Below are 21,751 nucleotides of genomic sequence, written 5' to 3' on the forward strand. Positions count from 1 at the left end.
CTACTCTAAAAGCTTTGCAGCAAGGATTTTACAATCAAATACCATCCATCGACTAAAACAAATAACAATATTTTGAAAGGGAGCGATATCATAACCGGCGGAAGCATCATCATCCCCATTGACATCAGGACACTTGCGACCACCATGTCAATAATTAAAAATGGAATAAAGATCATGAAACCAATCTGAAATGCCGTCTTTAATTCTGAAATTGCAAAAGCTGGCACCATCGCCGTTAATGGAATATCTTTAATCGATTCAGGTGTATCCATTTTTGCGTAACTAAGAAATAAAGCCAAATCTTTCTGTCTCGTATGTTTACTCATAAACTCTTTGATTGGCACTTCGGCTTTTTCATATGCCTGGTTTAACGTAATGTCATCATTTAAAAGCGGCGTAAGTGCCTCTTTATTTATCTCTGAGAACGTAGGTGCCATAATAAAAAATGTGAGAAACAAAGCAAGTCCAACAAGCACTTGGTTTGGCGGCATTGAGTTGGTTGCAAGTGATGTTCTAACGAATGAAAGGACAATCACAATCCGTGTAAAACACGTCATTAAAATGAGAATGCCTGGTGCAACCGAAAATACGGTCAAAAGTAAAAGAAGACGGACAGACGTGCTGATATTCCCTGCACCGCTGGAATTAAATAAATCGATAAACTCATTCATCTTGTTTCGGGCCTTTCTTTCTGACTTCTGATTGGGTCTTTTTCAATTCTGCTAGCTGCGCCTTTAAATTGGCTGAAAAAGAAGAAGTGGTTGTCTTGTCATGTTTCTTCACCTGCGATGTGAATTTTTGAACGATTTTTGGAATATCCGTCTTGCTTTCCATCGCTTCTTCGTATTGTTTCACAATCGCTTCACATTCTTGTTCATCATCAATTTCTTTTAGCAGCTGGATTGAGTCTGCTACGCCGACAACTAGTACTCGCTTGCCCACTTTGATAAGCTGGACCGAACGGTTTTGGCCAACCGTGGTTCCACCAATATTTTCAACATAGCGAAATGGTTTGAGTAAGCGATTTTGCTTACCAACAAATCTCACCAGTCCATAAATGAGCAGGATGACAAAAAGTAAGGCACCAATCATTTTGACAAAATCCATAATGGAGACAGAAGAAGAGGGAACTTCTTCTGCCGGATTCGTTTGATTGTCAGTGGTTTTCTTTTCTGTATCCTTTTTGCTTTCTTTCTCATCTTTGAGCCAGTCATTCACTGTGCCATTTTCAGGATCTTTCGTTTCAGCGAACAGTGAGGTAGGCTGCATCGTCAAGAAAAGCATAAAACTGATCATTGCTATACATATCAAACGTTTTTTCAACAAGTCTTACACCCTTTTTTAGCCTAACGTTTTATTAATTGCTTCAAGTACACGGTCTGCTTGGAATGGCTTTACGATAAAGTCTTTTGCACCTGCTTGAATGGCGTCAATAACCATCGATTGTTGTCCCATCGCAGAACACATAATGATTTTTGCAGAAGCATCAATTTGTTTAATTTCTTTTAACGCAGTAATCCCATCCATTTCTGGCATTGTGATATCCATTGTCACAAGATCAGGAGATGTTTCTTTATATTTTTCAACAGCTTGTGCGCCGTTTTCTGCTTCTCCTACTACATCAAATCCGTTTTTTACAAGAATATCCTTAATCATCATTCTCATGAATGCTGCATCATCTACGATTAATACCTTAGTAGCCATTTACTTATTCTCTCCCTATATGTTTGTTTATTTTAAATTAGATAGTCTTTCTGACTGACTTAATATATCAGTCACACGAACACCAAAGTTCTCATCGATCACAACGACTTCCCCTTTGGCAACGATTCGTTTGTTAACCAGAATGTCGACTGGCTCACCCGCAAGTTTGTCCAGTTCAATGACACTTCCAGCTGAAAGTTCAAGTACTTCTTTCACACTGCGCTGGGTTCTACCAAGTTCCACCGTAATGGAAAGCGGAATATCCATCAGCATATCGAGATTTCCTAGCTGGCTCGTTGTATGCTGAGGCTCACTGAACGCTTCAAATTCAACTGGCGCCACATTTACAGGTGCTGCTGGCTTTGGCTTCGCCTGTCTTTTTGGCGGTGCCGCTTGCTGCACAGGAGCAGACTGTGCTTGCGGAGCTGCCTGCTGAGGTTCAGGTGTGCTCACTGGTGTTTCTTGAACAGGCTCTTCTTCTTGCGTCGGGACTGTTAATTCTGCGATTAAATCCTTCGCAAATGTAATAGGGTAAAGCTGCATAATATTTGAATCTATGAGTTCACCTATCGTTAATCTAAAGGACACTTTGACAAGCATTTCTTCAGCTGGAATTCTGTCTGTTCCTTCTCCTTCTTTCACATCGAGTAATTCGACGCGCGGCGGAGAAATATCAATCTTTTTATTAAAGACTGTCGACATAGATGTCGCTGCAGAACCCATCATTTGGTTCATCGCTTCTTGCACTGCACTTAAGTGAATTTCACTTAAAGACGGGTCAGCATTTGTTCCATCTCCGCCCATCATTAAGTCTGCAATGACTGCCGCATCTGTTTGCTGGATGACAAGCAGGTTACTTGCACTAAAACCTTCCGTGTAATTCACTTCAATAGCGACATACGGATGAGGAAACTCCTCATTCAGCTTGCTTTTTTGAATCACTGTGACAGTTGGAGTCGTAATCTCCACTTTTTGATTTAATAGGGTTGAAAGTGCTGTTGCAGAGCTACCAAATGAAATATTTCCGATTTCCCCAATGGCATCTTGTTCCATTGCAGAAAGGAGTGTATCAGGCTCTATATCGTCATTGCTGCCTCCTTTAAGGAGCGCATCGATTTCATCTTGTGATAATTTACTTCCGTTATTCTCCATCTTCTTCACCTCTTATGTCGTGATCTAGAATTTGAATCGCCTGTTTCCGATTCACACGGCCGGCCTGTCCCAAGAATTTCGGTTTATTTCCGACCATAACAGTAAGAGGCGCATTTACTGGTTTGTCCAAGGCAATACAATCACCAATTTCCAAATTCAAAAACTCTTCCACCGTCATTTCCGATTGTCCAAGCTCTGCGACTACCGGTATTTTTGCCGTCATAATCCGTTTTTCAATGGCCTTTGTTTCTTCTTGTTTCGGTTCATTTCGTTCAGACTGCATCCAGTAGTGTACAGACAACTTCGGAATAATAGGCTCTAATACAACGTGAGGAATACATAGGTTAATAACCCCGCTCACCTCACCAACTTGTGTATTAAGAGAAATGACGACAACTGTTTCGTTTGGTGACACCATTTGAACAAACTGGGGATTTACCTCGAAATCTGCCATCTCTGGCTCGATGTCGGTTATGGACTGCCACGCTTCTCTGTAATTTTCCAAAGCTCCCTCAAACATGTTTGAGATAATCTTTGTTTCGATTTCTGTCAGTGATTCTGTCTTATTATGACTAATGCCAATCCCACCCATCAGCCTGTCCATCATGGCATAGCCGATTGTTGGATTCACTTCAAGCATAATTCTTCCTTCAAGCGGGCTGACATAAAATAAGTTTAATAATGTCATATTAGGAATCGAACGAATAAATTCTTCGTATGGTACTTGGTCAACCGAGCTGACAGAAATTTGAATATATGATCTTAGCTGCGCTGAAAAGTGCGTGGTGAGCAGTCTAGCGAAGTTATCGTGAATCCTTGTTAAACTTCGAATCTGGTCTTTTGAAAAGCGAAGTGCACGCTTAAAGTCATACACCTTCACTTTTTTCGTCGTTTCTTCTTTTTTCAGCTCTTCTGCATCCATTTCGCCTGTAGATATGGCGGATAATAATGCGTCGATCTCATTCTGGGAAAGCACTTCTCCTGACATTTCTTCACCTCCATCGTGTCAATTAATCGCCTCTATTGCAGATTAAAGGAGGTTATATAAACTTCTTTCACCTTGCCATCTTGCAAATAGTTATTCACTTTGTTTTTGACTAGTGTTTTAAAATGTTCTCTGCCTTTTTTGCCATCAAGTTCATCTGCATTCGTGTCTGATAAAATGTCGATCACGGCATCCTTCACTTGGAAACTTCTTTTTTCTAGCTCTTCTTTTGCTTTTTCAGAATCCGTTTCAATGTTTAGTACAAGTTTGACGGCATTTCCTTCAGACTTTAAATTTGTAATAATCTCAGGAATTTCAATAGAAGCTTTTGCGACTTCATCTGCTGTCGGCTCTTTTTCTGCTTTTGCTTCGTCTGACCCATTCAGTAGAAAAAAGATGCCAGCTCCAATTCCGACGATGGCAATAATCATGATTAGCATTACTACGACTAATTTCTTCTTCATTCAAATTCCTCTATTCCTTGGTTCAATGAAATGACTTGGATTTTTCTGTAGAAAGAAATGATTTTCTCCTGAATCTGCTTCTCATCTTCTTTCACAACGAATTTCTTTCCATTGGCTAATGTAATGGTCGTGTCTGGAAAGCTTTCGATTTGCTCGATATGGAGAGCGTTCAGCATAAATCCTTTGCCATTTAATCTTGTCACTTCAATCATATTAAGCAGAGAAGCGATAAATCGCTCCCCCTACCTCCTATCGTTTCAGATTCACAAGCTCTTGAAGGATTTCATCAGATGTTGTGATCGTCTTTGCATTCGATTGGAATCCACGCTGCGCGATTATCATTTCAGTAAACTCGTCTGTTAAATCAACGTTTGACATTTCAAGTCGACCTGTTTGGATGACGCCCGTTCCTTGTTCACCAGGTACGATAGGGTTACTTGGTGCACCTGAGCTTAACGTTTGGCGGTAAAGGTTGTCACCAACTTTGTCTAACCCGCCTGCGTTACTGAAAGATACGAGTGAAACCTGTCCAACATTTCTAGATACGTTGTTTTCAACAACCGAAATCGTTCCATCTGGACCAATACTTACACTTGAAATGCCATCTGGAATCGTTATCTTTTGTCCATTCATTCCAAGCACGTAATTTCCGTCAGAAGTGGTTAAACTTCCCTCTGAATCCCGAGTAAAGTTCCCAGTTCTGGTATAAAGAACTTCACCTTGGCTTTCGATACGGAAGAAGCCATCACCATTAATATAGAAATCATACGGTTCATCTGTATTTTGTGAAGAGCCTGGTGTCATGATTTTATCAATAGAAGATAAAGATGATCCTAAACCAACTTGTTTTGAGTTGATTGAACCAGAGTTGTTCGTCGGTCCACCAGAACTTGAAATGGTTTGACTCACCATATCTTTAAAAGTGATACGGCTCTTTTTGTATCCGTGTGTATTGACGTTGGCTACGTTATTGGCTACAACATCTAATTTCGTTTGGAAGTTTTTCATTCCGCTAATTCCTGAGTAAAGTGAGCGTAACATTAATTTTCCTCCTCGATTTGCTTACGATTTTTCTCCAACAGTTGTAACGTCCCAAGGGCTGATTTTCGTTCCATCCTCTAGATATAGGAAATATTCATTGTTTATGTTTTTAACAGACTTCACAATACCAGATATATCTTTATCATCTTGTTTGCCCGCTACTTCTTTACCAATCCAGCCTACATACGTAGTAAACGGATCTTGGTGTGCAACAAATGTAGACATGACCTGATTGAGCTGAGTGATTGATTCGTTCATATTCATTTGCTGTTCTAAAGAAGAAAATGTTGCAAGCTGTGTGACAAACTCACGGTCATCAATTGGATTTGTCGGATCTTGGTTTTGAAGCTGCGTGAGTAATATTTTCAAGAACTGATCTCGGCCGAGTGTGTCTGTTTTCTTTGCTGCACTTGAAGAAGTGTCTGTTGTTGCGGTTGTTCTATTAGTAGAATCAACGGTTGCCATTAGATCTCCTCCTCTTCTTCATCTGACCCAACAAGAGCGTCCAATACATCCTGGAATTCCGCTTCCTGTTCATCAGGCTGCTGAGAATTTTGCCCTTTTGACTGGTGCTGCTTGTTTTCTTCACTAAACTGTCCAAATAACGGCTGTTCATTTGATTGAAGCGGTATATGGAAACGGTCCACTTGAACCGACATATTCGGAAGTGCCTGTTTGAGCTGCGGCAAATGATGCTCTAACAGCTCTTTTGCTGCTTGCGTCGAGGCTGTAATTTTACTCGCATACACACCGTTTTGTTTCGTTAGTTGAATGGTGATAAACCCAAGATTTTCTGGATTTAACCGAACTGTAAAGCGTCCACTTGAGTTGCCAAATGGCGTGAATTTCATTTGCTTCCACGTGTTTAAAATTTGCTCATCAACCGTACCTGGTTTTTCATCAGATGTTTGTGTCTGCTGCACAGGAGCAGTTGATTGCAGTTGAAAGAACTGTTTATGACCTGGCAAAAGCGTATGGGTCATTGTTTTTTCAGAAGCAGGCGTGACGGTGCTTTGTCCTTTGACGATTTCTTTTTTGATGAGCCATTCAAGTGATGCCGCACCTTTTGCTGGAGACGCGAGGGAAGATTCTTGTTTTGGAGAGACCAATTCTTTTAACTCTCCTAGAGCAATTTTCCACTCTTTATCTGATCCTTTCGCATTCGCCATCATATGATCGATTAACTGATTAAAGTGTTTCAGCTCACTTTGGGACATAGAGTTCAGCTTTGGCGCTGACCCCTGTGAGAAGAACTGCTCTTTTACTTGCTGAATGAGCTTCTCATCGGCACCGTTTTTCGAAAGAAAATGGATGAAGTCTTGACCTTTTTCCCCAATATCCTGTACAAGTTTTGTATCAAAGCTGAGCGGCTGTTGGTTTAGCAATTGATATAAGAAAAAGTGGACTTGTATGAGCTTTTCACTATGTTCAGCAGCTGGCTTATCAGCTTGATCACCATAAATAGATGCTTCCATTTTTTGAAATAACTCTTCAAGTGACTTTAGATCAGTTGGATCTAGTTTTTGACCTTGAAGCGTTTGAAGCGCCCCAAGAAGATCTCCATCGATCCCCTCTTCAGGTGATTGCATCCATTTTTCAATGACTTGCATTGCATCATCGATGGAAAGAGAGGCTCCCGCCGGCTCAGAATTGACCGGCCCGCTTTGAATGCCTGCACCACTAAGCAATTGTTTAAATAAACCTCGTGCAGATGCTGCACCGCTTCCCTTTAGTCCCGAGAGACCTTGAGAAGATTGCTGTAAGGCTCCAATATCCAATAGCTTCACTTATTGTCCACCCCCATTTTCATTTTCTTCTTTTTTGGCAAGCTCCTTCGTAAACGTTGCTGCCTTCTGAGGTGTCAGTTTTGCTAATATGTCCGTCAGCTTGTTTTTACTCAGCTCTTCAAGGATCTTCAAAGCCTCTTTATCACTTAATTCTGATAAAATTTTGGCGGATTTCCCTGCATCCATGCTTTCATAAATGCTGGCAACCTTCCCTTTTGATTGTTGATTAGAGGATGCCGCCGTATCAGAGGACGTCTCTGCTGAGTTATTACTTGACGTACTGTTTGATGAACTGTCATTTGCTGACGTATTATCTGCATTATTTTCAGTTGTTTTTTCAAGGGAACTGATTTTTTGGTTCAGTCTTTTAATCTCTTCATCACTTGTTTTCAAGTCTTTTTGTGCAATTTCGAGTTCATTCTTTTGCTCTTTAATGGTCTTTTTCAATTCTTTCAACTCTTCATCACGTTGATCATTATGTGAAGATGACGTTTTTGAGCTGTCATCTGAACCAACCAAGCTACTAATCACTGGAATGTTTTGGAGCGGTTTCTTTAGATCATAACCCGCAATATAAAGGATTGTGCCACTCACAATGACAAGCACAATCAATGGGATGATGACAATAAACAAGATCCATTGAAATTTTCCGCCGCTTGATTCCTTCGCTTTTTCCTTCTTAGGCATTCATCTCGACTCCTAATGTCCTTGAAACATGAATTGGCTGATAGAGATATCATCCATTTCTTTCATTTCAATTGCCTTATGTTCAAGGGAAAACTTTTCAAATTGCTTTTCTTTCATTTTTTCAAACTTTTTAAACTCAATGTTTTTTTCAGTTAAATCAGATTGTTTTTCATTCATTTGATGACGTTTCATGATCACAAGTTGCTGATAATGCTGGATAGTGTTATCTAAGTTGGTCACAAATTGCTGGTAATGACGCATTTCTTGGACACTCATTCCACTCCTCAGCTTGTCTTCTTTGCTTTTTTCCATTAGCTCTTTTTTACTCATATTTTCATAGAGTTTTTCAGCGACTTGCTCAAATGCCGAAACGGATTGTTGATACGCTGCGAGTGATTTGTCTTTTTCACTTTCTTTCAGTTCCAAGAGCTTTTGAAATTTGTATTGATATCTCACTTTTTTGTCAATCCTCTCTATTCATCAAACTGAGCAATAAATTCACACTGTCTTCAATAGATACAGCCTCTTCTACATCCTGTTTCAAAAATGAAATCAGATGAGGATAAGCCTGCATGGCCTCATCAATATCCTTAGAGGAGCCTTTTTTATATGCTCCAATGTTAATGAGGTCTTCAGCGTTTTGATAAGTGGATAAAAGCTGACGGAACCGACTGGCCGCTTCCTTGTGATCATGACTTGCTATATTACTCATGACACGGCTGATACTTTTCAGAATATTGACAGCGGGAAATTGTCCTTTGTTTGCTAAAGCACGATCAAGTACAATGTGCCCATCCAAAATTCCCCTGACTGTATCAGCGATCGGCTCATTCATGTCGTCACCATCAACAAGCACTGTGTAAAACGCTGTGATGGAACCAAGCTGATTCGTTCCAGTTCGTTCAAGCAATTTTGGCAGTATAGCGAACACTGAAGGTGTATATCCTTTTGTAGTTGGCGGTTCGCCTGTTGCAAGACCTATTTCTCTTTGTGCCATGGCGACCCTCGTGACCGAATCCATCATAAACATGACATTTTTGCCTCTGTCTCTGAAATATTCCGCGATGGCTGTCGCTGTATAGGCTGCTTTCATTCTCGTCAGCGCTGGCTGGTCAGAAGTTGCGACGACAACAATTGAACGTTTCAGCCCTTCAGCACCTAAATCTTTTTCGATAAACTCACGAACTTCACGGCCACGCTCTCCAACAAGAGCAATGACATTTAGATCCGCTTCCGTCTGCTTAGCAATCATTCCCATTAAGGTACTTTTTCCAACACCACTTCCAGCAAAAATCCCGATCCTTTGACCAGTGCCAACTGTGAGCAGACTATCGATCACTCTGACACCAACACCCATCTTTTCTCGAATCGGCGGCCTGTCCATCGGGTTTGGAGGAGACTGTTCTGTCGAAACAGGTGCAAGTCCCTTTGGAAGCATACTGCCGTCCAGTGGATCACCGAAGGCGTCAACGACTTCACCAATTAAGCCAGTACCTACTTTGACCTTTAACGACTCACCAGTCGCTTCAACTAGACTTCCTGGTGAGATATTGGACGCTTCAACATAAGGCATGAGCAGAATGTTTTCATCTCTAAAACCAACGACCTCTGCTTTGATCGGATGGCGTTTACTTCCTTTTTTGTGAATGAGACACACATCTCCGATAGAGCTCTCTGGCCCCTTGGACTCGATCATCAGCCCAACAACTCGATTGACTTTGCCAAATCGTTTATAAGGATCGGCGGTTTCAATCGTTTCTTTCAACACATCTAGGTTCATTTGTGATCACCTGAATCAATGACTTCTAATAGTTTTTCTTTTAACTGATTCATTTGTGTATCAACACTCGCTTCCATTTTTCCAAAGCTTGTTTCTACGTAACAAGTCCCTTTTGGTGCTTTTTCATCCGAGTAAATGGCAAGATGTGTATCCTTTTGAAGAATTCTGATCAATTCGTCTTTATATTCCATGACATGCTCATAATGTTCCGGGTCGACATAGATGGAAATATTATCATATTCTTTCACTTCTGAAATGACCTGCTTCACAAGAGCCAAAAATTGATCTTTCGTGTCCTCAGCTGCATACCAAACTCGTTTGGCGAGTTCGAAAGCCAGTTCCACAATTTCTTCAGCAGAGCTTTCAATTTTTTCTTCATAGTCCTGCTTCGCAAGACTGACAATCTCATTTGCTTGATCAAGAATAGATTGGTACTGCATGTTCGCATCTGCCTCGCCCTTTTGGAAGCCTTCTTGATAACCTGTTTGTTTCGCTTCTTCAATGAGCTGCATTCTTTCAGCTTCAAAATCAGCTCGGCGCTGATTGATTTCAGCCATTGTTTTTTCTAGCTCTCTGTTTGCTTGTTCTAGAATACGGCTTGCTCGATCTTCTGCATCACTTAGGACAAGCTGTGATGCTTCCGTTTCATTGACAAGCTCTTCTTCGTGATGTTCTTTTTTAAACTCCACTTGCTGCAAAGGAATCGTTTGCCGACCTTGCGCAGGAATAACAGATGTTTCATGTTTGATGATTCTAGACAATGATATCGTCTCCTCCGCCTCGAGCTATGACGATTTCTCCAGCTTCCTCGAGTCGTCTTACGATGCTGACAATACGGGTTTGTGCTTCCTCGACATCTCTAAGCCGGACAGGCCCCATAAACTCCATTTCTTCTTTGAACGTTTCGACCATCCGCTGGGACATATTGCGGAAGACAATTTCTTTGACCTCTTCGCTTGCCACTTTGAGGGCGAGCAATAAGTCATCATTTTCAACATCTCTAATGACGCGCTGGATGGCTCTGCTATCAAGAGTGACAATATCTTCGAAGACAAACATACGTTTCTTAATTTCATCAGCAAGCTCAGGATCTTGAATTTCAAGTGTGTCTAAAATGGTCTTCTCCGTTGCACGGTCTACACCATTTAACACTTCCACAACCGCTTCGACCCCGCCCGTTTGGGTATAGTCTTGCGTAAAGGTTGAAGAAAGCTTTTGTTCAAGAATGCGTTCCACCTCATTGATGATCTCAGGAGATGTGCGGTCCATTAAGGCAATTCGTCTCGCAACCTCTGTTTGTACATCCTCGCCTAACTCAGATAAAATTTGCCCAGCCTGTACTGGATCTAAGTAGGAAAGTATGAGCGCAATGGTTTGTGGATGCTCGTGTTGGATAAAGTTTAAGATTTGCTCCGGGTCAGCCTTTCTAGCAAAATCAAATGGTTTCACTTGAAGAGAGGATGTCAATCGGTTTAAGATGCTATCCGCTTTGTCCTCACCAAGCGCTTTTTCAAGCACTTGTCTTGCATACATAAGACCGCCTTGTGATATGTAGTCCTGCGCGATGGCAATGCTGTGAAACTCTTCGATGACTTCATCTTTTTTAGCAGTATCTACACTTCTTACATTGGAAATTTCTAATGTTAATTTTTCTATTTCGTCTTCAGACAGATGTTTGTATACAGATGCTGACACGTCTAGCCCTAAGGAAATCATTAGGATTGCTGCTTTTTGTCTGCCTGTTAGTCGATTTGGATCTTTTCTCGACATGTGTATTCCTCCTAATCCTCGGACAGCCAGCTGCGTAGCAATTTAGCAAAGTCTTCTGGTTTTTCTTTTGCCATTTTTTCAAGCTGATTTTTTCTCACCATTTCTTCTGTTTCTGGTTCAGTATCGATATCAGGAACATGGATTGGTGTACGTTCATCGAGCTCAAACTCTTCTTCCTCTTCTTTTCTGCGCTTACGCACAAGAAGAATAATGAGAGCGATAATTGCAAGTAGTAGCACACCGCCTACAATATAAACCCAAATCGGAATATTGTTTGAAGGGTTTTCTGCTGCAGTTTGCTGTTTACCGTCTAATTTTGATACAGATAAAACGATTTTGTTATCTAAGTCAGCTTGAGTGAGCGCTTGACCATTTGTGTATTCTTTATCAATCGATGTGCTAATGATCGTTGAAAGAATCTTTTTGATATCATCTTGCCTTTCAGCAGTTAAAGAGTTCGCATCGTTTGCAGTTGGTGGTTCAACCAATGCTTGAATGCCCACATCTCTAATTTTATAAGGACTTTCTTTGATATCTTTATGAATGCGGTTTACCTCATAATTGATACGATCTTCGCTCTTTTCGTAATCTCCGCTTCCATTCGCTCCATCGGCACCTTGATAATTTGTGACATCATCGTCACCTGTTCCAGCGGTGCCCCCAGCTGCTGCGCCATTACCTGAATAGGTTTCAGCAATCTTTTCAGCGCTGACAGCGATACCTTGCATGTTTTCTTTATCAACTGGTTCTACTAAATCTTCTTTTCTTTTTTCTTCAGTGAAATCAATGTCTGTTGTGACCGATACGGCAACTTTCTCCTGACCCATCATCGTTCCGAGCAGCTGTTGAATTTTTCTTTGAAGGTTCTTTTCAATCTCTTCTTTTTTCTGCTGCTGTGCATCCATTCCACTTGCATAGGAATCGGAGCTGCTGTTTAAGTCGTAGTAGTTGGAATCTTGGTCCATAATGACAATGTTTTCAGTTTTTAAATTCGGCACACTTTTTGAAATAAGATGATAAAGGCCTTTTACTTGTTGCTGAGTAAGCGTGTAGCCAGGCTCAACTTGCAACACAATTGACGCTGATGCATTACTTTGCTCTTCTCCAACAAAAACGGAATCTTTTGGCAGGTTAATCATAACTTTTGAATCTTTAATCCCATCAATCGTGTTGATCAGATTGGATAGTTCTGTCTGAGTTGCGTCTACTTTCAGAACATCAAATTCATTATCTGTTAAACCGAAGCCGGAGTTGTTCGCAAAGAAGGAATAATCAATATTTCCCGTTTTAGGAAGCCCTTCTGATGCGAGAGTTACTTTTAAAGAATCTGCTTGCTTTTCTGGAACTAAAATCGTTGTTCCATTATTCGCGAGTTCCGATTTGACGTTTTTGCCATCCAGTTCCTGCTTAATTTGCCCTGCTTCTGCCTCAGACAAATCTCTAAATAGCGGAACCATTTTTTCAGAAGAAGCAAAGATGCTAACAACCGTAATAATGATTGCTAGGGCAGCAACGCCGCCAATCATGAGTATTTTTTGTAATTTTGATCGATTTCGCCAAAACTCAACTGTTTTTGTTCTTAATTGCATTAAAGTACGATTCATCTTAACCCCCGGTCATTCCATTCAGTCTTTTTTTGTCCGTCAGCACCTCCTACATCTGCATTCTCATAATCTCTTGGTACGCTTCGACTGCTTTATTTCGAAACTCCGTCGCTGCTGTGAGTGTCACACTTGCTTTTTGCGAAGCAATCATGACTTCATCGAGATTGACATCTTTACCTTGTGCAAGAGCATTTGTATACTGGTCTGATTTCAGCTGTGATTGATTTAATGCTTCAATGGAATTCTTCAGCACATCAGAGAAATTCGTTTGGCTTTTAGGTGCAGTCGCCTGCACAGACGATGCATTCGTCAATTCACTTGCTTGCTGAGCGGTTTGAAGCTGGAAAGGAGATATTGCATTAACCAATTCTTTTCACCTTACTTTCCTATTTCTAAAGCTTTCATCAGCATGCTTTTATTCGCATTTAGTGCAGTCACGTTTGCTTCATATGACCTTGAGCTGCTGATGAGATCAACCATTTCCTTTAATGGATCAACGTTTGGTGTTTGAACATATCCATTTTCATTGGCATCGGGATTTGTAGGGTCATATTGAAGGTTGAATGGAGTTTCGTCTTCTGTAATCTTCGTTACTTTGACGCCGTTTCCTAATTTGCCGCTTGAATTCATGCTTGAGTTCAATATAGATGAAAACGATTCACCTGACGGCTGTAATGTGACGAGCTTACGTCTATAAGGCTCCCAGTTACCATCAACCTGTTTAGCTCTTGTTGTATCCATATTTGCAAGGTTAGAGGATACAACGTCCATTCTGAGCCTCTGTGCTGTTAATGCTGAGGCCGAAGCGTTAACGCCTGAAAAAATCGACATCACTTACCTCCTGTCAAAACTGTTTTAAGAGAATTGAACTTTCCGCTCATTCTTTCAACCAATGCATTATACTGAATTTGGTTTTTAGCAAGTTCACTCATCTCTTGATCAATATCGACATTATTTCCGTTTTCTTGATAAGAAGTACGGTTACTTGAAACAACTGAATAATTAGACCCTGTTTTAGAAAAATCAATGTGACCTTGGTATGTTTTTTTAGCATCTAATTTGAATGTCGCGTCATTTAGCATATCATGGAATGCGACGTTTTTCGACTTGTAGTTCGGTGTATCTATATTCGCGATATTATTGCTTATGACTTTTTGCTTAACATTCGCTCTGCCTAAGGCATTCTCAAGGTTGCTTATCGTTCCAGAAAATATATCCAAAACCATATACCTCCAATCATATGTATTTCATTCCATTTAATCATGTCGAGATTTGTAAAACCATATGTTCATTGTAAGAAATAATAGGATTAAAGTCTATGATGTATCTGTAAAAAAAACTCGTAATATATATCTATTTTACGAATAGGTACAAAGGCCTAGATTCAAAGAACTACAGAATTGTAAGGGGTTTCTTGGAAAAAAGAGTGTCATTTTTCGGACAAATTCGCCTTTTTCATACAAAAAAACCCTTTTCAGCATTTATTTCGGCCAAAAAGGGTTTTTGATTAATGAGATTTTAAATTTTCAAGTTCAATTAAAAATTTGTTGTTTAACACTTTGATGTACGTTCCCTTCATTCCAAGAGAACGAGATTCGATCACGCCTGCACTTTCTAATTTACGTAAGGCGTTGACGATCACTGAACGAGTGATACCTACACGGTCAGCAATTTTACTTGCCACAAGGAGGCCTTCATTTCCATCAAGTTCTTCAAAGATGTGTTCAATCGCCTCAAGCTCACTATATGAAAGAGAACTAATCGCCATTTGAACAACCGCTTTACTTCTTGCTTCTTCTTCGATTTCTTCTCCTTTTTCACGAAGGATCTCCATTCCAACAACTGTTGCTCCGTACTCAGCAAGTATTAAATCATCATCAGTGAATGTATCTTGCAAACGAGACAGGATTAACGTTCCTAAACGATCCCCGCCGCCGATAATCGGAACAATGGTTGTCAAACCAGATTGAAATAAATCACGGTTCTCAATCGGGAAAGCTGTATATTCGCTGTTAATATCAAGGTTTGAAGATGTTTCAGGTACGTTGAATAGACTCTTCGTATATTCTTCTGGGAACTGACGATCTTCAAGCATTTTTTTCATACGTGTATTTTCAATCTGTTGATTGATTGAGTAACCAAGAAGTTTACCTCTTCTACTCAACACAAAAATGTTTGAATCAATGACATCTCTCAGTGTTTCCGCCATCTCTTTAAAATTAACTGGTTTCCCCGCTGAATCTTGCAGCATTGAGTTAATAATCCTTGTTTTTTGTAGTAACGCCATAATAATGATCCTCCTAGATTACTTTATTCATTTGTTAAAGTATAAATTGACTTAAGTCTTTGTTATTTGCAATCTTTCCTAGCTTCTCTTCTACATACTGAGGGGTAATGGTCACTGTCTCCAGTGTAATATCAGGTGCCTCGAATGAGAGCTCTTCAAGCAGCTTCTCAAGTATGGTATGAAGCCTTCTTGCACCGATGTTATCCGTCTCCTGATTGACGTGATAAGCCACTTCGGCAATCTTATGAATAGCATCGTCAGAAAATTCAAGAGATATACCTTCTGTTTCAAGTAAAGCTTTATATTGCTTTAATAACGCGTTATCTGGTTCCGTTAAGATTTTCACAAAGTCTTCTATACTTAATTTATCTAATTCTACACGGATTGGGAAGCGCCCCTGAAGCTCTGGAATCAAATCTGAGGGTTTCGCCATATGAAATGCACCTGCTGCTACAAAAAGCACATGATCCGTTTTCACTGCCCCATATTTCGTCATCACAGTTGAACCTTCTACAATCGGTAAAATATCACGTTGAACCCCTTCACGAGAAACATCTGCAGATGATGCACCACCGCTTTTGGCAATTTTGTCGATTTCATCGATAAAAATAATCCCTTGCTGCTCTGCTTTATGGACGGCTTCCTGACTGACTTCATCCATATCAATCAGTTTTGAAGCTTCCTCAGCAGTTAACGCCTTTCTAGCTTCTCTGACGGTCAGCTTTTTGCGTTTTTTCTTTTTAGGCATGAGATTGCTGAGCGCATCCTGCATGTTCATGCCCATTTGCTCCATACCCGAGCCTTGAAGCATATCAAACATGGATGGCTGCTGTTCATCCACTTCGATCGTGACATAATGATCTTCAAGTTCACCCATAGCCAGCTGGTGAGCAATGCGTTTTCTTGTCGATTCAAGCTCTACTTCTTCATTTGAGTCATCTCGATCACGGTCGTCTGCATCAGAACCGCCAAACAGCATCTCAAAAGGATTTTTCACAGACTGGCTTTTTTTCTTACCAGGAACAAGCAAATGAACAAGACGTTTGTTCGCTTGTTTTTCTGCTTCTTCTTGAACATCTTTCATCTTTTCTTCTTTGACAAGTCTAATCGCTGTCTCAACTAAATCTCTGACCATCGACTCTACGTCACGGCCGACATATCCAACTTCAGTAAACTTCGTCGCTTCCACTTTAATAAAAGGCGCACCAGAAATACGTGCAATTCTGCGGGCAATCTCTGTTTTCCCCACACCGGTTGGGCCGATCATTAAAATGTTTTTAGGAACGACTTCATCCTTTAGCTTATCATGTAAAAGACTTCTTCTGTAACGGTTTCTTAAAGCCACCGCCACTGCTTTTTTCGCATCAAGCTGACCAATGATGTACTGATCAAGCTTTTCAACTATCTCTCTTGGGGTAAACGGCTTTTTCTCCATACGTCTCATGTCCTTTCTATTCAAGCTCTTCTAAAGTGATTTGGTCGTTCGTGTAGACACAGATTTCTCCGGCCGTTTCAAGAGCAGCCTCTGCAATTTCTCTAGCTGATAGATGATCACCTGCATGTGTCTTGAGTGCTCTCCCGGCGCTAAGCGCATAGTTGCCGCCTGAGCCGATCGCCAAAATCCCATCATCTGGCTCGATGACCTCTCCTGTTCCAGATACGAGCAGGATGCTTTCTTTGTTCATGACGATGAGCATTGCCTCTAGCTGTCTGAGCATCTTGTCACTTCGCCATTCTTTCGCTAGTTCTACAGCTGCTCGCTTTAAGTTACCACCATATTCTTCAAGCTTGGTTTCAAACTTTTCAAAGAGTGTAAATGCATCTGCTACTGAACCTGCAAAACCTGCGAGCACCTTGCCTCCGAAAAGACGGCGCACTTTTTTTGCTGTGTGTTTCATCACGACAGCCTGCCCGAAAGTGACCTGACCGTCTCCAGCCATCGCACTTTTTCCTTTATGTTGAACGGCAAAGATGGTTGTTGCATGAAATGATGACATGAAAAAACCTCCTTTTAGGATCGTTTAAAAGCCCTTGGGTGATGTGACATGTACGTTTTTCTTAAAGAATCTTTTGATACATGCGTGTACACCTGTGTTGATGATAAGTTTGAGTGACCGAGAAGTTCTTGAACACTTCTCAAATCCGCCCCCTCGTTTAAAAGATGCGTGGCAAAGGTGTGCCTTAGCATGTGAGGATGGATATGTAATGTACCTGACGCCTTTTTCATTAATTCAGTGAGAATGAATCGAACGCCCCGATCTGTAAGAGGGGCTCCGCGCTGATTCAAAAACACATACGCATCAGCACGGTCTTTCGCCTTAGCTGTCAGTTTCTTCCTTCCATCCTCTAAATAAGTGACCAGCGCTTCATGTGCATAGGAACCGAAAGGAACATACCGCTGTTTGCCGCCTTTCCCATGAACAAGCACTGTATCCATCGATAAATCAAGATCAGATTCTTTTAATGAACATAACTCACTGACCCTCATGCCTGTTGCATAAAGAATTTCTAAAATGGCTTGATTTCTTTGTCCAAGTGGTGTGCTTACATCAGAAACTACAAAAAGCTCTTTTAGTTCTTCTTCATACAAAAATGAAGGAATTCGCTTATCCTGCTTTGGTAAGCTAACGAGTAAAAAAGGATTTTCTTTCACAAGCTGTTCTCTTAATAAAAATTTATAAAAGCTGCGAAGCGCAGAGACTTTCTTACTAATCGTTCTTCTTGTCAGGCCTTTTTCATAAGCTTCTGTTAAATAAATTCTCGTATCTTGATAGGATACCTCTTCAAAACCGTCTATTCCTTGAATGTTCATAAATCTGACAAACTCTTCAATGGCTTCTGAATATCCTGAGATCGTTAAAGCTGAATAGTTTTTTTCAATTTGCAAATATTCAATGAATAAGTGGACAAGACGCTGTTTATTCGTCATTTTTACACCTCTTTAAGGCTTTTAAATGGTATCACATATCTTGCTTTCCGTGCAATGTTTTACTACAGAGATTTCGAAATAGTTTGAATAGTTTCGATTGCGCGCTTAGCGTACTCTGCATACCGCTCTTGTTTGTTTTTAATCCGAACGCCAAGATCTTTCAGCAAGCCAAAGTTTGCATTCATCGGCTGGAAGCTTTTCTTGTTTGTCGACGTGATATAGTAAGCCATACTGCCAATCGCCGTTTCTTCAGGAAGTGTGACAAGCTCTTCTCCTTTGACAAAACGAGCCGCATTAATTCCAGCCACTAGTCCCGAAGCCGCAGACTCGACATAGCCTTCAACTCCTGTCATTTGTCCGGCAAAGAATAGATCATCTCTATTTTTAAACTGATAAGTCGGTCTTAAAAGGCTTGGAGAGTTAATAAATGTATTACGGTGCATCACGCCATAACGAACAATCTCTGCTTCTTCAAGACCTGGAATCAAACGGAATACTTCCTTTTGATCGCCCCACTTCAAATGGGTTTGGAAACCAACGATGTTATATAAAGTACCTGCTGCATCATCCTGTCTTAATTGAACAACAGCGTAAGGTCTTTTTCCTGTTTTCGGATCTTCAAGTCCTACTGGTTTCATCGGACCAAACAGCATCGTTTTCTTTCCTCTTTTCGCCATGACTTCAATTGGCATGCAGCCTTCAAAGAAAATTTCTTTTTCAAACTCTTTTAAAGGCACAGTTTCAGCAGAAATTAACGCCTCATAAAAACGATCGAATTCCTCTTCGGTCATTGGACAGTTTAAATAAGCGGCTTCCCCTTTATCATAGCGTGATTTCAAGTACACCTTATCCATATCAATGCTATCTTTCTCTAGAATTGGTGCCGCTGCATCGTAGAAATATAGATACTCTTCACCTGTTAGTGATTTTAATTCTTTTGAAAGTGCTTCAGATGTAAGTGGACCAGTCGCGATAATTGTCGGGCCTTCTGGAATGCTTTGTACTTCTTCTTGAAAGACCGTAACATTCGGATGGTTTTTCACGCGATCAGTGACGTTTGCTGCAAATTCATGACGGTCTACTGCAAGCGCTCCACCAGCAGGAACTGAGCTTTCATCTGCTGCTGCGATAATCGCTGAATCTAAATGACGCATTTCTTCCTTTAATACACCAACCGCATTTGTCAAAGCGTTCGCACGTAATGAGTTGCTGCATACGAGCTCCGCAAATTTATCTGTGTGGTGAGCTGGCGTTTGTTTGACAGGTCTCATCTCATACAAATTGACTTTAATTCCACGCTTGGCAATTTGCCATGCAGCTTCACTTCCTGCTAAACCTGCTCCGATCACATTTACAAATTGACTCATTGTACAACTCTCCTATTTCGTAAGTTCTGTTTGATGACATAAAAAAGCAGGTGAACAAGGTTGCTCACCGCTATTTTTGTTGTTCCTCTTTATAATCACAGTTCACACATTGAACTTGAACGCCTTTTTTGAGCTTTTTCTCTACAAGCATATTTTCGCATTTTGGACACTTTCTTTCAATTGGTTTGTCCCAAGAGACGAATTCACACTCTGGAAAACGATCACATCCATAAAAAATGCGGCGTTTCTTAGATTTTCGTTCAACAATGTTTCCTTCATGACATGTCGGGCATTTGACACCGATATCTTTGACAATTGGTTTCGTGTTACGGCAGTCAGGAAAGTTAGAGCACGCCATGAACTTACCGTATCTACCCATTTTATACACCATCGGATGTCCACACTCTTCACAATCAACTCCGGCATATTCAGGCTCAATTTCCACTTCTTGCATCTCTGCTTCTGCTTTTTCTACCCGTTTGGCAAAATCTTGATAGAAGCTGTCGATAATGCGAACCCATTCAATTGTACCTTCTTCAACGCTATCAAGTTCTTTTTCCATTTTCGCCGTGAATTCCACGTTAATGATTTCAGGGAAGAATTCAATAATTAAGTTGAGTACAATTTCTCCAAGCTCAGTTGGAATAAACCGTTTGTTATCAAGTGCGACATAGCCACGCTTTTGAATCGTGTCTAGTGTTGGTGCATACGTAGATGGACGGCCTATACCAAGCTCTTCAAGCGTTTTGACTAGTCTTGCCTCTGTGTAGCGCGGAGGCGGCTGCGTGAAGTGCTGTTCAGGTTCGATATCTTTTGAAAGAACCGTATCTCCCTCTTTTAGATCAGGAAGCATTTTGTCCTTTTCTTCTAGCTGGTCGTCCTTCCCTTCCACATATACCTTCATAAACCCAGGGAATTTCACCTTACTTCCATTAGCACGGAAAGTAAGACCGTTATTTTCAAGATCCACACTCATTGTATCAAGAACAGCCGGCGCCATTTGGCTTGCCACAAATCGTTCCCAAATCAATTTATAAAGACGAAGCTGGTCTCTGCTTAGCACGTGTTTGACATCTGCCGGTTTTCTTAGCGTAGAAGTCGGCCTGATGGCTTCGTGAGCATCTTGTGCATTTTCGTTCTTTTTGGCGGTTCGTTTTGTTGTGTTTAAGAAATTCTTGCCATACGTTTGATCAATGAAAGCAGATACTTCTTCAATCGCCGTATTAGAAATACGTGTTGAGTCCGTTCTCATATATGTAATGAGTCCGACTGTACCTTCTTTACCAAGATCAATTCCTTCATATAATTGCTGTGCAATCATCATCGTCTTTTTCGCACGGAAGTTTAGTTTTCTTGCAGCCTCCTGCTGTAGGGTAGATGTCGTAAACGGAACAGCTGGATTGCGTTTACGCTCTTTTTTCGTCACCTTTTCTACAGAGAATTTGCTACCTTTTAGTTTAGAAAGGATTTCTTTTACATCTTCTTTTGTTTTCAATGGATGCTTTTTGCCATTGATGCCAAAGAAACTAGCTTCGAAGGTTTCTTTTCCTTTTAGGAATGTACCATCAATTGTCCAGTATTCTTCTGGTTTAAATTCATTAATTTCATTCTCGCGATCAATAATTAGGCGGAGTGCAACAGATTGAACACGCCCAGCGCTTAATCCTTTTTTGACTTTCTTCCATAAAATCGGACTGATTTTATACCCAACTAGACGATCTAAAATTCGTCTGGCTTGCTGCGCATCAACCAAGTCCATATCGATCATGCGTGGATGCTTAAAGGAGTCTTTAATCGCATCTTTTGTAATCTCGTTAAAAACAACGCGGCAATCTGAAGAGAGGTCAAGGTCAAGACTGTGTGCTAAATGCCAAGCAATTGCTTCTCCCTCTCTATCGGGGTCAGCTGCGAGATAGACTTTCTTTGCTTTTTTCGCCGCTGTTTTTAATTCCTTTAAAACTGGACCTTTTCCGCGAATCGTAATATATCTCGGTTCGAAGTCATGCTCAGTATCAACACCTAGCTGACTTTTCGGTAAATCCCTTATATGTCCCATTGATGCCTTTACTTTATACTTTTTTCCTAAATAACGCTCAATCGTTTTCGCCTTTGCTGGCGACTCAACGATGACTAAATAATCAGCCATACTCAAAATCCCCCTTAAGAGGTGTTCTCTCTTTATACATTTCACAAT

25 protein-coding genes are annotated in these 21,751 nt (G+C 40.7%); all 25 read right to left on the reverse strand.

The features are described from left to right. Positions 1 to 5: 5 nt before the first annotated feature. The 25 genes from fliP to topA all read right to left on the reverse strand — a co-directional run bounded on the left by fliP (position 6) and on the right by topA (position 21,703). Positions 6 to 671, reverse strand: a complete 666-nt coding sequence (gene fliP / locus C6W18_RS09900) for a flagellar type III secretion system pore protein FliP (protein ID WP_007499580.1) — start codon at positions 669 to 671, stop codon at positions 6 to 8. After that, positions 664 to 1,323, reverse strand: a complete 660-nt coding sequence (gene fliZ / locus C6W18_RS09905) for a flagella biosynthesis regulatory protein FliZ (RefSeq protein ID WP_034317719.1) — start codon at positions 1,321 to 1,323, stop codon at positions 664 to 666. The genes fliP and fliZ overlap by 8 nt, the downstream gene beginning before the upstream one ends. Before the next feature lie 18 nt (positions 1,324 to 1,341). Next, a complete protein-coding gene (cheY, locus tag C6W18_RS09910; RefSeq protein WP_007499584.1) occupies positions 1,342 to 1,704 on the reverse strand; it encodes a chemotaxis protein CheY in 363 nt (120 codons plus the stop codon). A gap of 27 nt (positions 1,705 to 1,731) precedes the next feature. After that, complete coding sequence (gene fliY, locus C6W18_RS09915; protein ID WP_034317721.1) at positions 1,732 to 2,856, reverse strand: flagellar motor switch phosphatase FliY; 1,125 nt, start codon at positions 2,854 to 2,856, stop codon at positions 1,732 to 1,734. After that, a complete protein-coding gene (fliM, locus tag C6W18_RS09920) occupies positions 2,846 to 3,844 on the reverse strand; it encodes a flagellar motor switch protein FliM (RefSeq protein WP_034317724.1) in 999 nt (332 codons plus the stop codon). The genes fliY and fliM overlap by 11 nt, the downstream gene beginning before the upstream one ends. Positions 3,845 to 3,876: 32 nt before the next feature. After that, positions 3,877 to 4,305, reverse strand: coding sequence for a flagellar basal body-associated protein FliL (gene fliL / locus C6W18_RS09925; RefSeq protein WP_105927482.1), 429 nt, complete (start codon positions 4,303 to 4,305; stop codon positions 3,877 to 3,879). After that, positions 4,302 to 4,517 carry a swarming motility protein SwrD gene (swrD, locus tag C6W18_RS09930; protein WP_034317730.1) on the reverse strand — a complete coding sequence of 72 codons (216 nt, stop codon included), beginning with the start codon at positions 4,515 to 4,517 and terminating at the stop codon, positions 4,302 to 4,304. The genes fliL and swrD overlap by 4 nt, the downstream gene beginning before the upstream one ends. 37 nt (positions 4,518 to 4,554) lie before the next feature. Then, positions 4,555 to 5,346, reverse strand: a complete 792-nt coding sequence (gene flgG, locus C6W18_RS09935; RefSeq protein WP_105927483.1) for a flagellar basal body rod protein FlgG — start codon at positions 5,344 to 5,346, stop codon at positions 4,555 to 4,557. Between the two features lie 21 nt (positions 5,347 to 5,367). Further along, positions 5,368 to 5,811: a flagellar hook assembly protein FlgD gene (gene flgD / locus C6W18_RS09940; protein WP_034317736.1), complete on the reverse strand. Its 444-nt coding sequence runs from the start codon at positions 5,809 to 5,811 to the stop codon at positions 5,368 to 5,370. Further along, positions 5,811 to 7,133, reverse strand: a complete 1,323-nt coding sequence (locus C6W18_RS09945; protein WP_105927484.1) for a flagellar hook-length control protein FliK — start codon at positions 7,131 to 7,133, stop codon at positions 5,811 to 5,813. Before C6W18_RS09945 ends, flgD begins: the two co-directional genes overlap by 1 nt. Continuing rightward, positions 7,134 to 7,820: a MotE family protein gene (locus C6W18_RS09950; protein WP_105927485.1), complete on the reverse strand. Its 687-nt coding sequence runs from the start codon at positions 7,818 to 7,820 to the stop codon at positions 7,134 to 7,136. It lies immediately after the preceding gene. A 12-nt stretch (positions 7,821 to 7,832) separates the two neighbouring features. Further along, a complete protein-coding gene (gene fliJ, locus C6W18_RS09955; protein WP_034317744.1) occupies positions 7,833 to 8,276 on the reverse strand; it encodes a flagellar export protein FliJ in 444 nt (147 codons plus the stop codon). Positions 8,277 to 8,283: 7 nt separating this feature from the next. Further along, positions 8,284 to 9,600, reverse strand: a complete 1,317-nt coding sequence (gene fliI, locus C6W18_RS09960; RefSeq protein WP_034317747.1) for a flagellar protein export ATPase FliI — start codon at positions 9,598 to 9,600, stop codon at positions 8,284 to 8,286. Further along, positions 9,597 to 10,361: a flagellar assembly protein FliH gene (fliH, locus tag C6W18_RS09965; protein ID WP_105927486.1), complete on the reverse strand. Its 765-nt coding sequence runs from the start codon at positions 10,359 to 10,361 to the stop codon at positions 9,597 to 9,599. The genes fliI and fliH overlap by 4 nt, the downstream gene beginning before the upstream one ends. Further along, positions 10,354 to 11,370, reverse strand: a complete 1,017-nt coding sequence (gene fliG, locus C6W18_RS09970; RefSeq protein ID WP_034317753.1) for a flagellar motor switch protein FliG — start codon at positions 11,368 to 11,370, stop codon at positions 10,354 to 10,356. Before fliG ends, fliH begins: the two co-directional genes overlap by 8 nt. An 11-nt stretch (positions 11,371 to 11,381) precedes the next feature. Next, positions 11,382 to 12,974 carry a flagellar basal-body MS-ring/collar protein FliF gene (fliF, locus tag C6W18_RS09975; protein ID WP_105927487.1) on the reverse strand — a complete coding sequence of 531 codons (1,593 nt, stop codon included), beginning with the start codon at positions 12,972 to 12,974 and terminating at the stop codon, positions 11,382 to 11,384. Between the two features lie 49 nt (positions 12,975 to 13,023). Continuing rightward, positions 13,024 to 13,341: a flagellar hook-basal body complex protein FliE gene (gene fliE / locus C6W18_RS09980; RefSeq protein WP_105927488.1), complete on the reverse strand. Its 318-nt coding sequence runs from the start codon at positions 13,339 to 13,341 to the stop codon at positions 13,024 to 13,026. Between the two features lie 11 nt (positions 13,342 to 13,352). Next, positions 13,353 to 13,805: a flagellar basal body rod protein FlgC gene (gene flgC, locus C6W18_RS09985; protein WP_024424179.1), complete on the reverse strand. Its 453-nt coding sequence runs from the start codon at positions 13,803 to 13,805 to the stop codon at positions 13,353 to 13,355. After that, positions 13,805 to 14,194 carry a flagellar basal body rod protein FlgB gene (gene flgB, locus C6W18_RS09990; protein ID WP_189318074.1) on the reverse strand — a complete coding sequence of 130 codons (390 nt, stop codon included), beginning with the start codon at positions 14,192 to 14,194 and terminating at the stop codon, positions 13,805 to 13,807. The genes flgC and flgB overlap by 1 nt, the downstream gene beginning before the upstream one ends. A gap of 287 nt (positions 14,195 to 14,481) precedes the next feature. Further along, on the reverse strand, positions 14,482 to 15,261 hold the full coding sequence (gene codY, locus C6W18_RS09995; RefSeq protein WP_034317765.1) for a GTP-sensing pleiotropic transcriptional regulator CodY: 780 nt from the start codon (positions 15,259 to 15,261) through the stop codon (positions 14,482 to 14,484). A 34-nt stretch (positions 15,262 to 15,295) separates the two neighbouring features. Then, the gene (gene hslU, locus C6W18_RS10000; protein WP_034317768.1) at positions 15,296 to 16,696 is read right to left on the reverse strand and encodes an ATP-dependent protease ATPase subunit HslU; all 1,401 of its coding nucleotides are present in this window, start codon (positions 16,694 to 16,696) and stop codon (positions 15,296 to 15,298) included. 16 nt (positions 16,697 to 16,712) lie between these two features. Further along, positions 16,713 to 17,258: an ATP-dependent protease subunit HslV gene (gene hslV / locus C6W18_RS10005; RefSeq protein WP_105927490.1), complete on the reverse strand. Its 546-nt coding sequence runs from the start codon at positions 17,256 to 17,258 to the stop codon at positions 16,713 to 16,715. Between the two features lie 14 nt (positions 17,259 to 17,272). Then, positions 17,273 to 18,190: a tyrosine recombinase XerC gene (gene xerC, locus C6W18_RS10010; RefSeq protein WP_034317771.1), complete on the reverse strand. Its 918-nt coding sequence runs from the start codon at positions 18,188 to 18,190 to the stop codon at positions 17,273 to 17,275. Between the two features lie 62 nt (positions 18,191 to 18,252). Continuing rightward, a complete protein-coding gene (trmFO, locus tag C6W18_RS10015) occupies positions 18,253 to 19,557 on the reverse strand; it encodes an FADH(2)-oxidizing methylenetetrahydrofolate--tRNA-(uracil(54)-C(5))-methyltransferase TrmFO (RefSeq protein WP_034317774.1) in 1,305 nt (434 codons plus the stop codon). Between the two features lie 70 nt (positions 19,558 to 19,627). Then, the gene (topA, locus tag C6W18_RS10020; RefSeq protein WP_034317776.1) at positions 19,628 to 21,703 is read right to left on the reverse strand and encodes a type I DNA topoisomerase; all 2,076 of its coding nucleotides are present in this window, start codon (positions 21,701 to 21,703) and stop codon (positions 19,628 to 19,630) included. Between the last annotated feature and the right edge of the window lie 48 nt (positions 21,704 to 21,751).

Source organism: Bacillus sp. LLTC93 (assembly GCF_002993125.1).
GTDB lineage: Bacteria > Bacillota > Bacilli > Bacillales > Bacillaceae > Bacillus > Bacillus zhangzhouensis.

Coding starts and splice junctions, on each gene's coding strand:
- trmFO (WP_034317774.1), bottom strand. CDS start 19,557: ATGAGTCAATTTGTAAATGTGATCGGAGCAGGTTTAGCAGGAAGTGAA.
- swrD (WP_034317730.1), bottom strand. CDS start 4,517: ATGATTGAAGTGACAAGATTAAATGGCAAAGGATTTATGCTGAACGCT.
- flgC (WP_024424179.1), bottom strand. CDS start 13,805: ATGTCGATTTTTTCAGGCGTTAACGCTTCGGCCTCAGCATTAACAGCA.
- hslV (WP_105927490.1), bottom strand. CDS start 17,258: ATGTCATCATTTCATGCAACAACCATCTTTGCCGTTCAACATAAAGGA.
- fliG (WP_034317753.1), bottom strand. CDS start 11,370: ATGTCGAGAAAAGATCCAAATCGACTAACAGGCAGACAAAAAGCAGCA.
- hslU (WP_034317768.1), bottom strand. CDS start 16,696: ATGGAGAAAAAGCCGTTTACCCCAAGAGAGATAGTTGAAAAGCTTGAT.
- xerC (WP_034317771.1), bottom strand. CDS start 18,190: ATGACGAATAAACAGCGTCTTGTCCACTTATTCATTGAATATTTGCAA.
- flgD (WP_034317736.1), bottom strand. CDS start 5,811: ATGGCAACCGTTGATTCTACTAATAGAACAACCGCAACAACAGACACT.
- fliF (WP_105927487.1), bottom strand. CDS start 12,974: ATGAATCGTACTTTAATGCAATTAAGAACAAAAACAGTTGAGTTTTGG.
- fliM (WP_034317724.1), bottom strand. CDS start 3,844: ATGTCAGGAGAAGTGCTTTCCCAGAATGAGATCGACGCATTATTATCC.
- fliI (WP_034317747.1), bottom strand. CDS start 9,600: ATGAACCTAGATGTGTTGAAAGAAACGATTGAAACCGCCGATCCTTAT.
- C6W18_RS09950 (WP_105927485.1), bottom strand. CDS start 7,820: ATGCCTAAGAAGGAAAAAGCGAAGGAATCAAGCGGCGGAAAATTTCAA.
- fliL (WP_105927482.1), bottom strand. CDS start 4,305: ATGAAGAAGAAATTAGTCGTAGTAATGCTAATCATGATTATTGCCATC.
- codY (WP_034317765.1), bottom strand. CDS start 15,261: ATGGCGTTACTACAAAAAACAAGGATTATTAACTCAATGCTGCAAGAT.
- topA (WP_034317776.1), bottom strand. CDS start 21,703: ATGGCTGATTATTTAGTCATCGTTGAGTCGCCAGCAAAGGCGAAAACG.
- flgG (WP_105927483.1), bottom strand. CDS start 5,346: ATGTTACGCTCACTTTACTCAGGAATTAGCGGAATGAAAAACTTCCAA.
- fliP (WP_007499580.1), bottom strand. CDS start 671: ATGAATGAGTTTATCGATTTATTTAATTCCAGCGGTGCAGGGAATATC.
- fliY (WP_034317721.1), bottom strand. CDS start 2,856: ATGGAGAATAACGGAAGTAAATTATCACAAGATGAAATCGATGCGCTC.
- cheY (WP_007499584.1), bottom strand. CDS start 1,704: ATGGCTACTAAGGTATTAATCGTAGATGATGCAGCATTCATGAGAATG.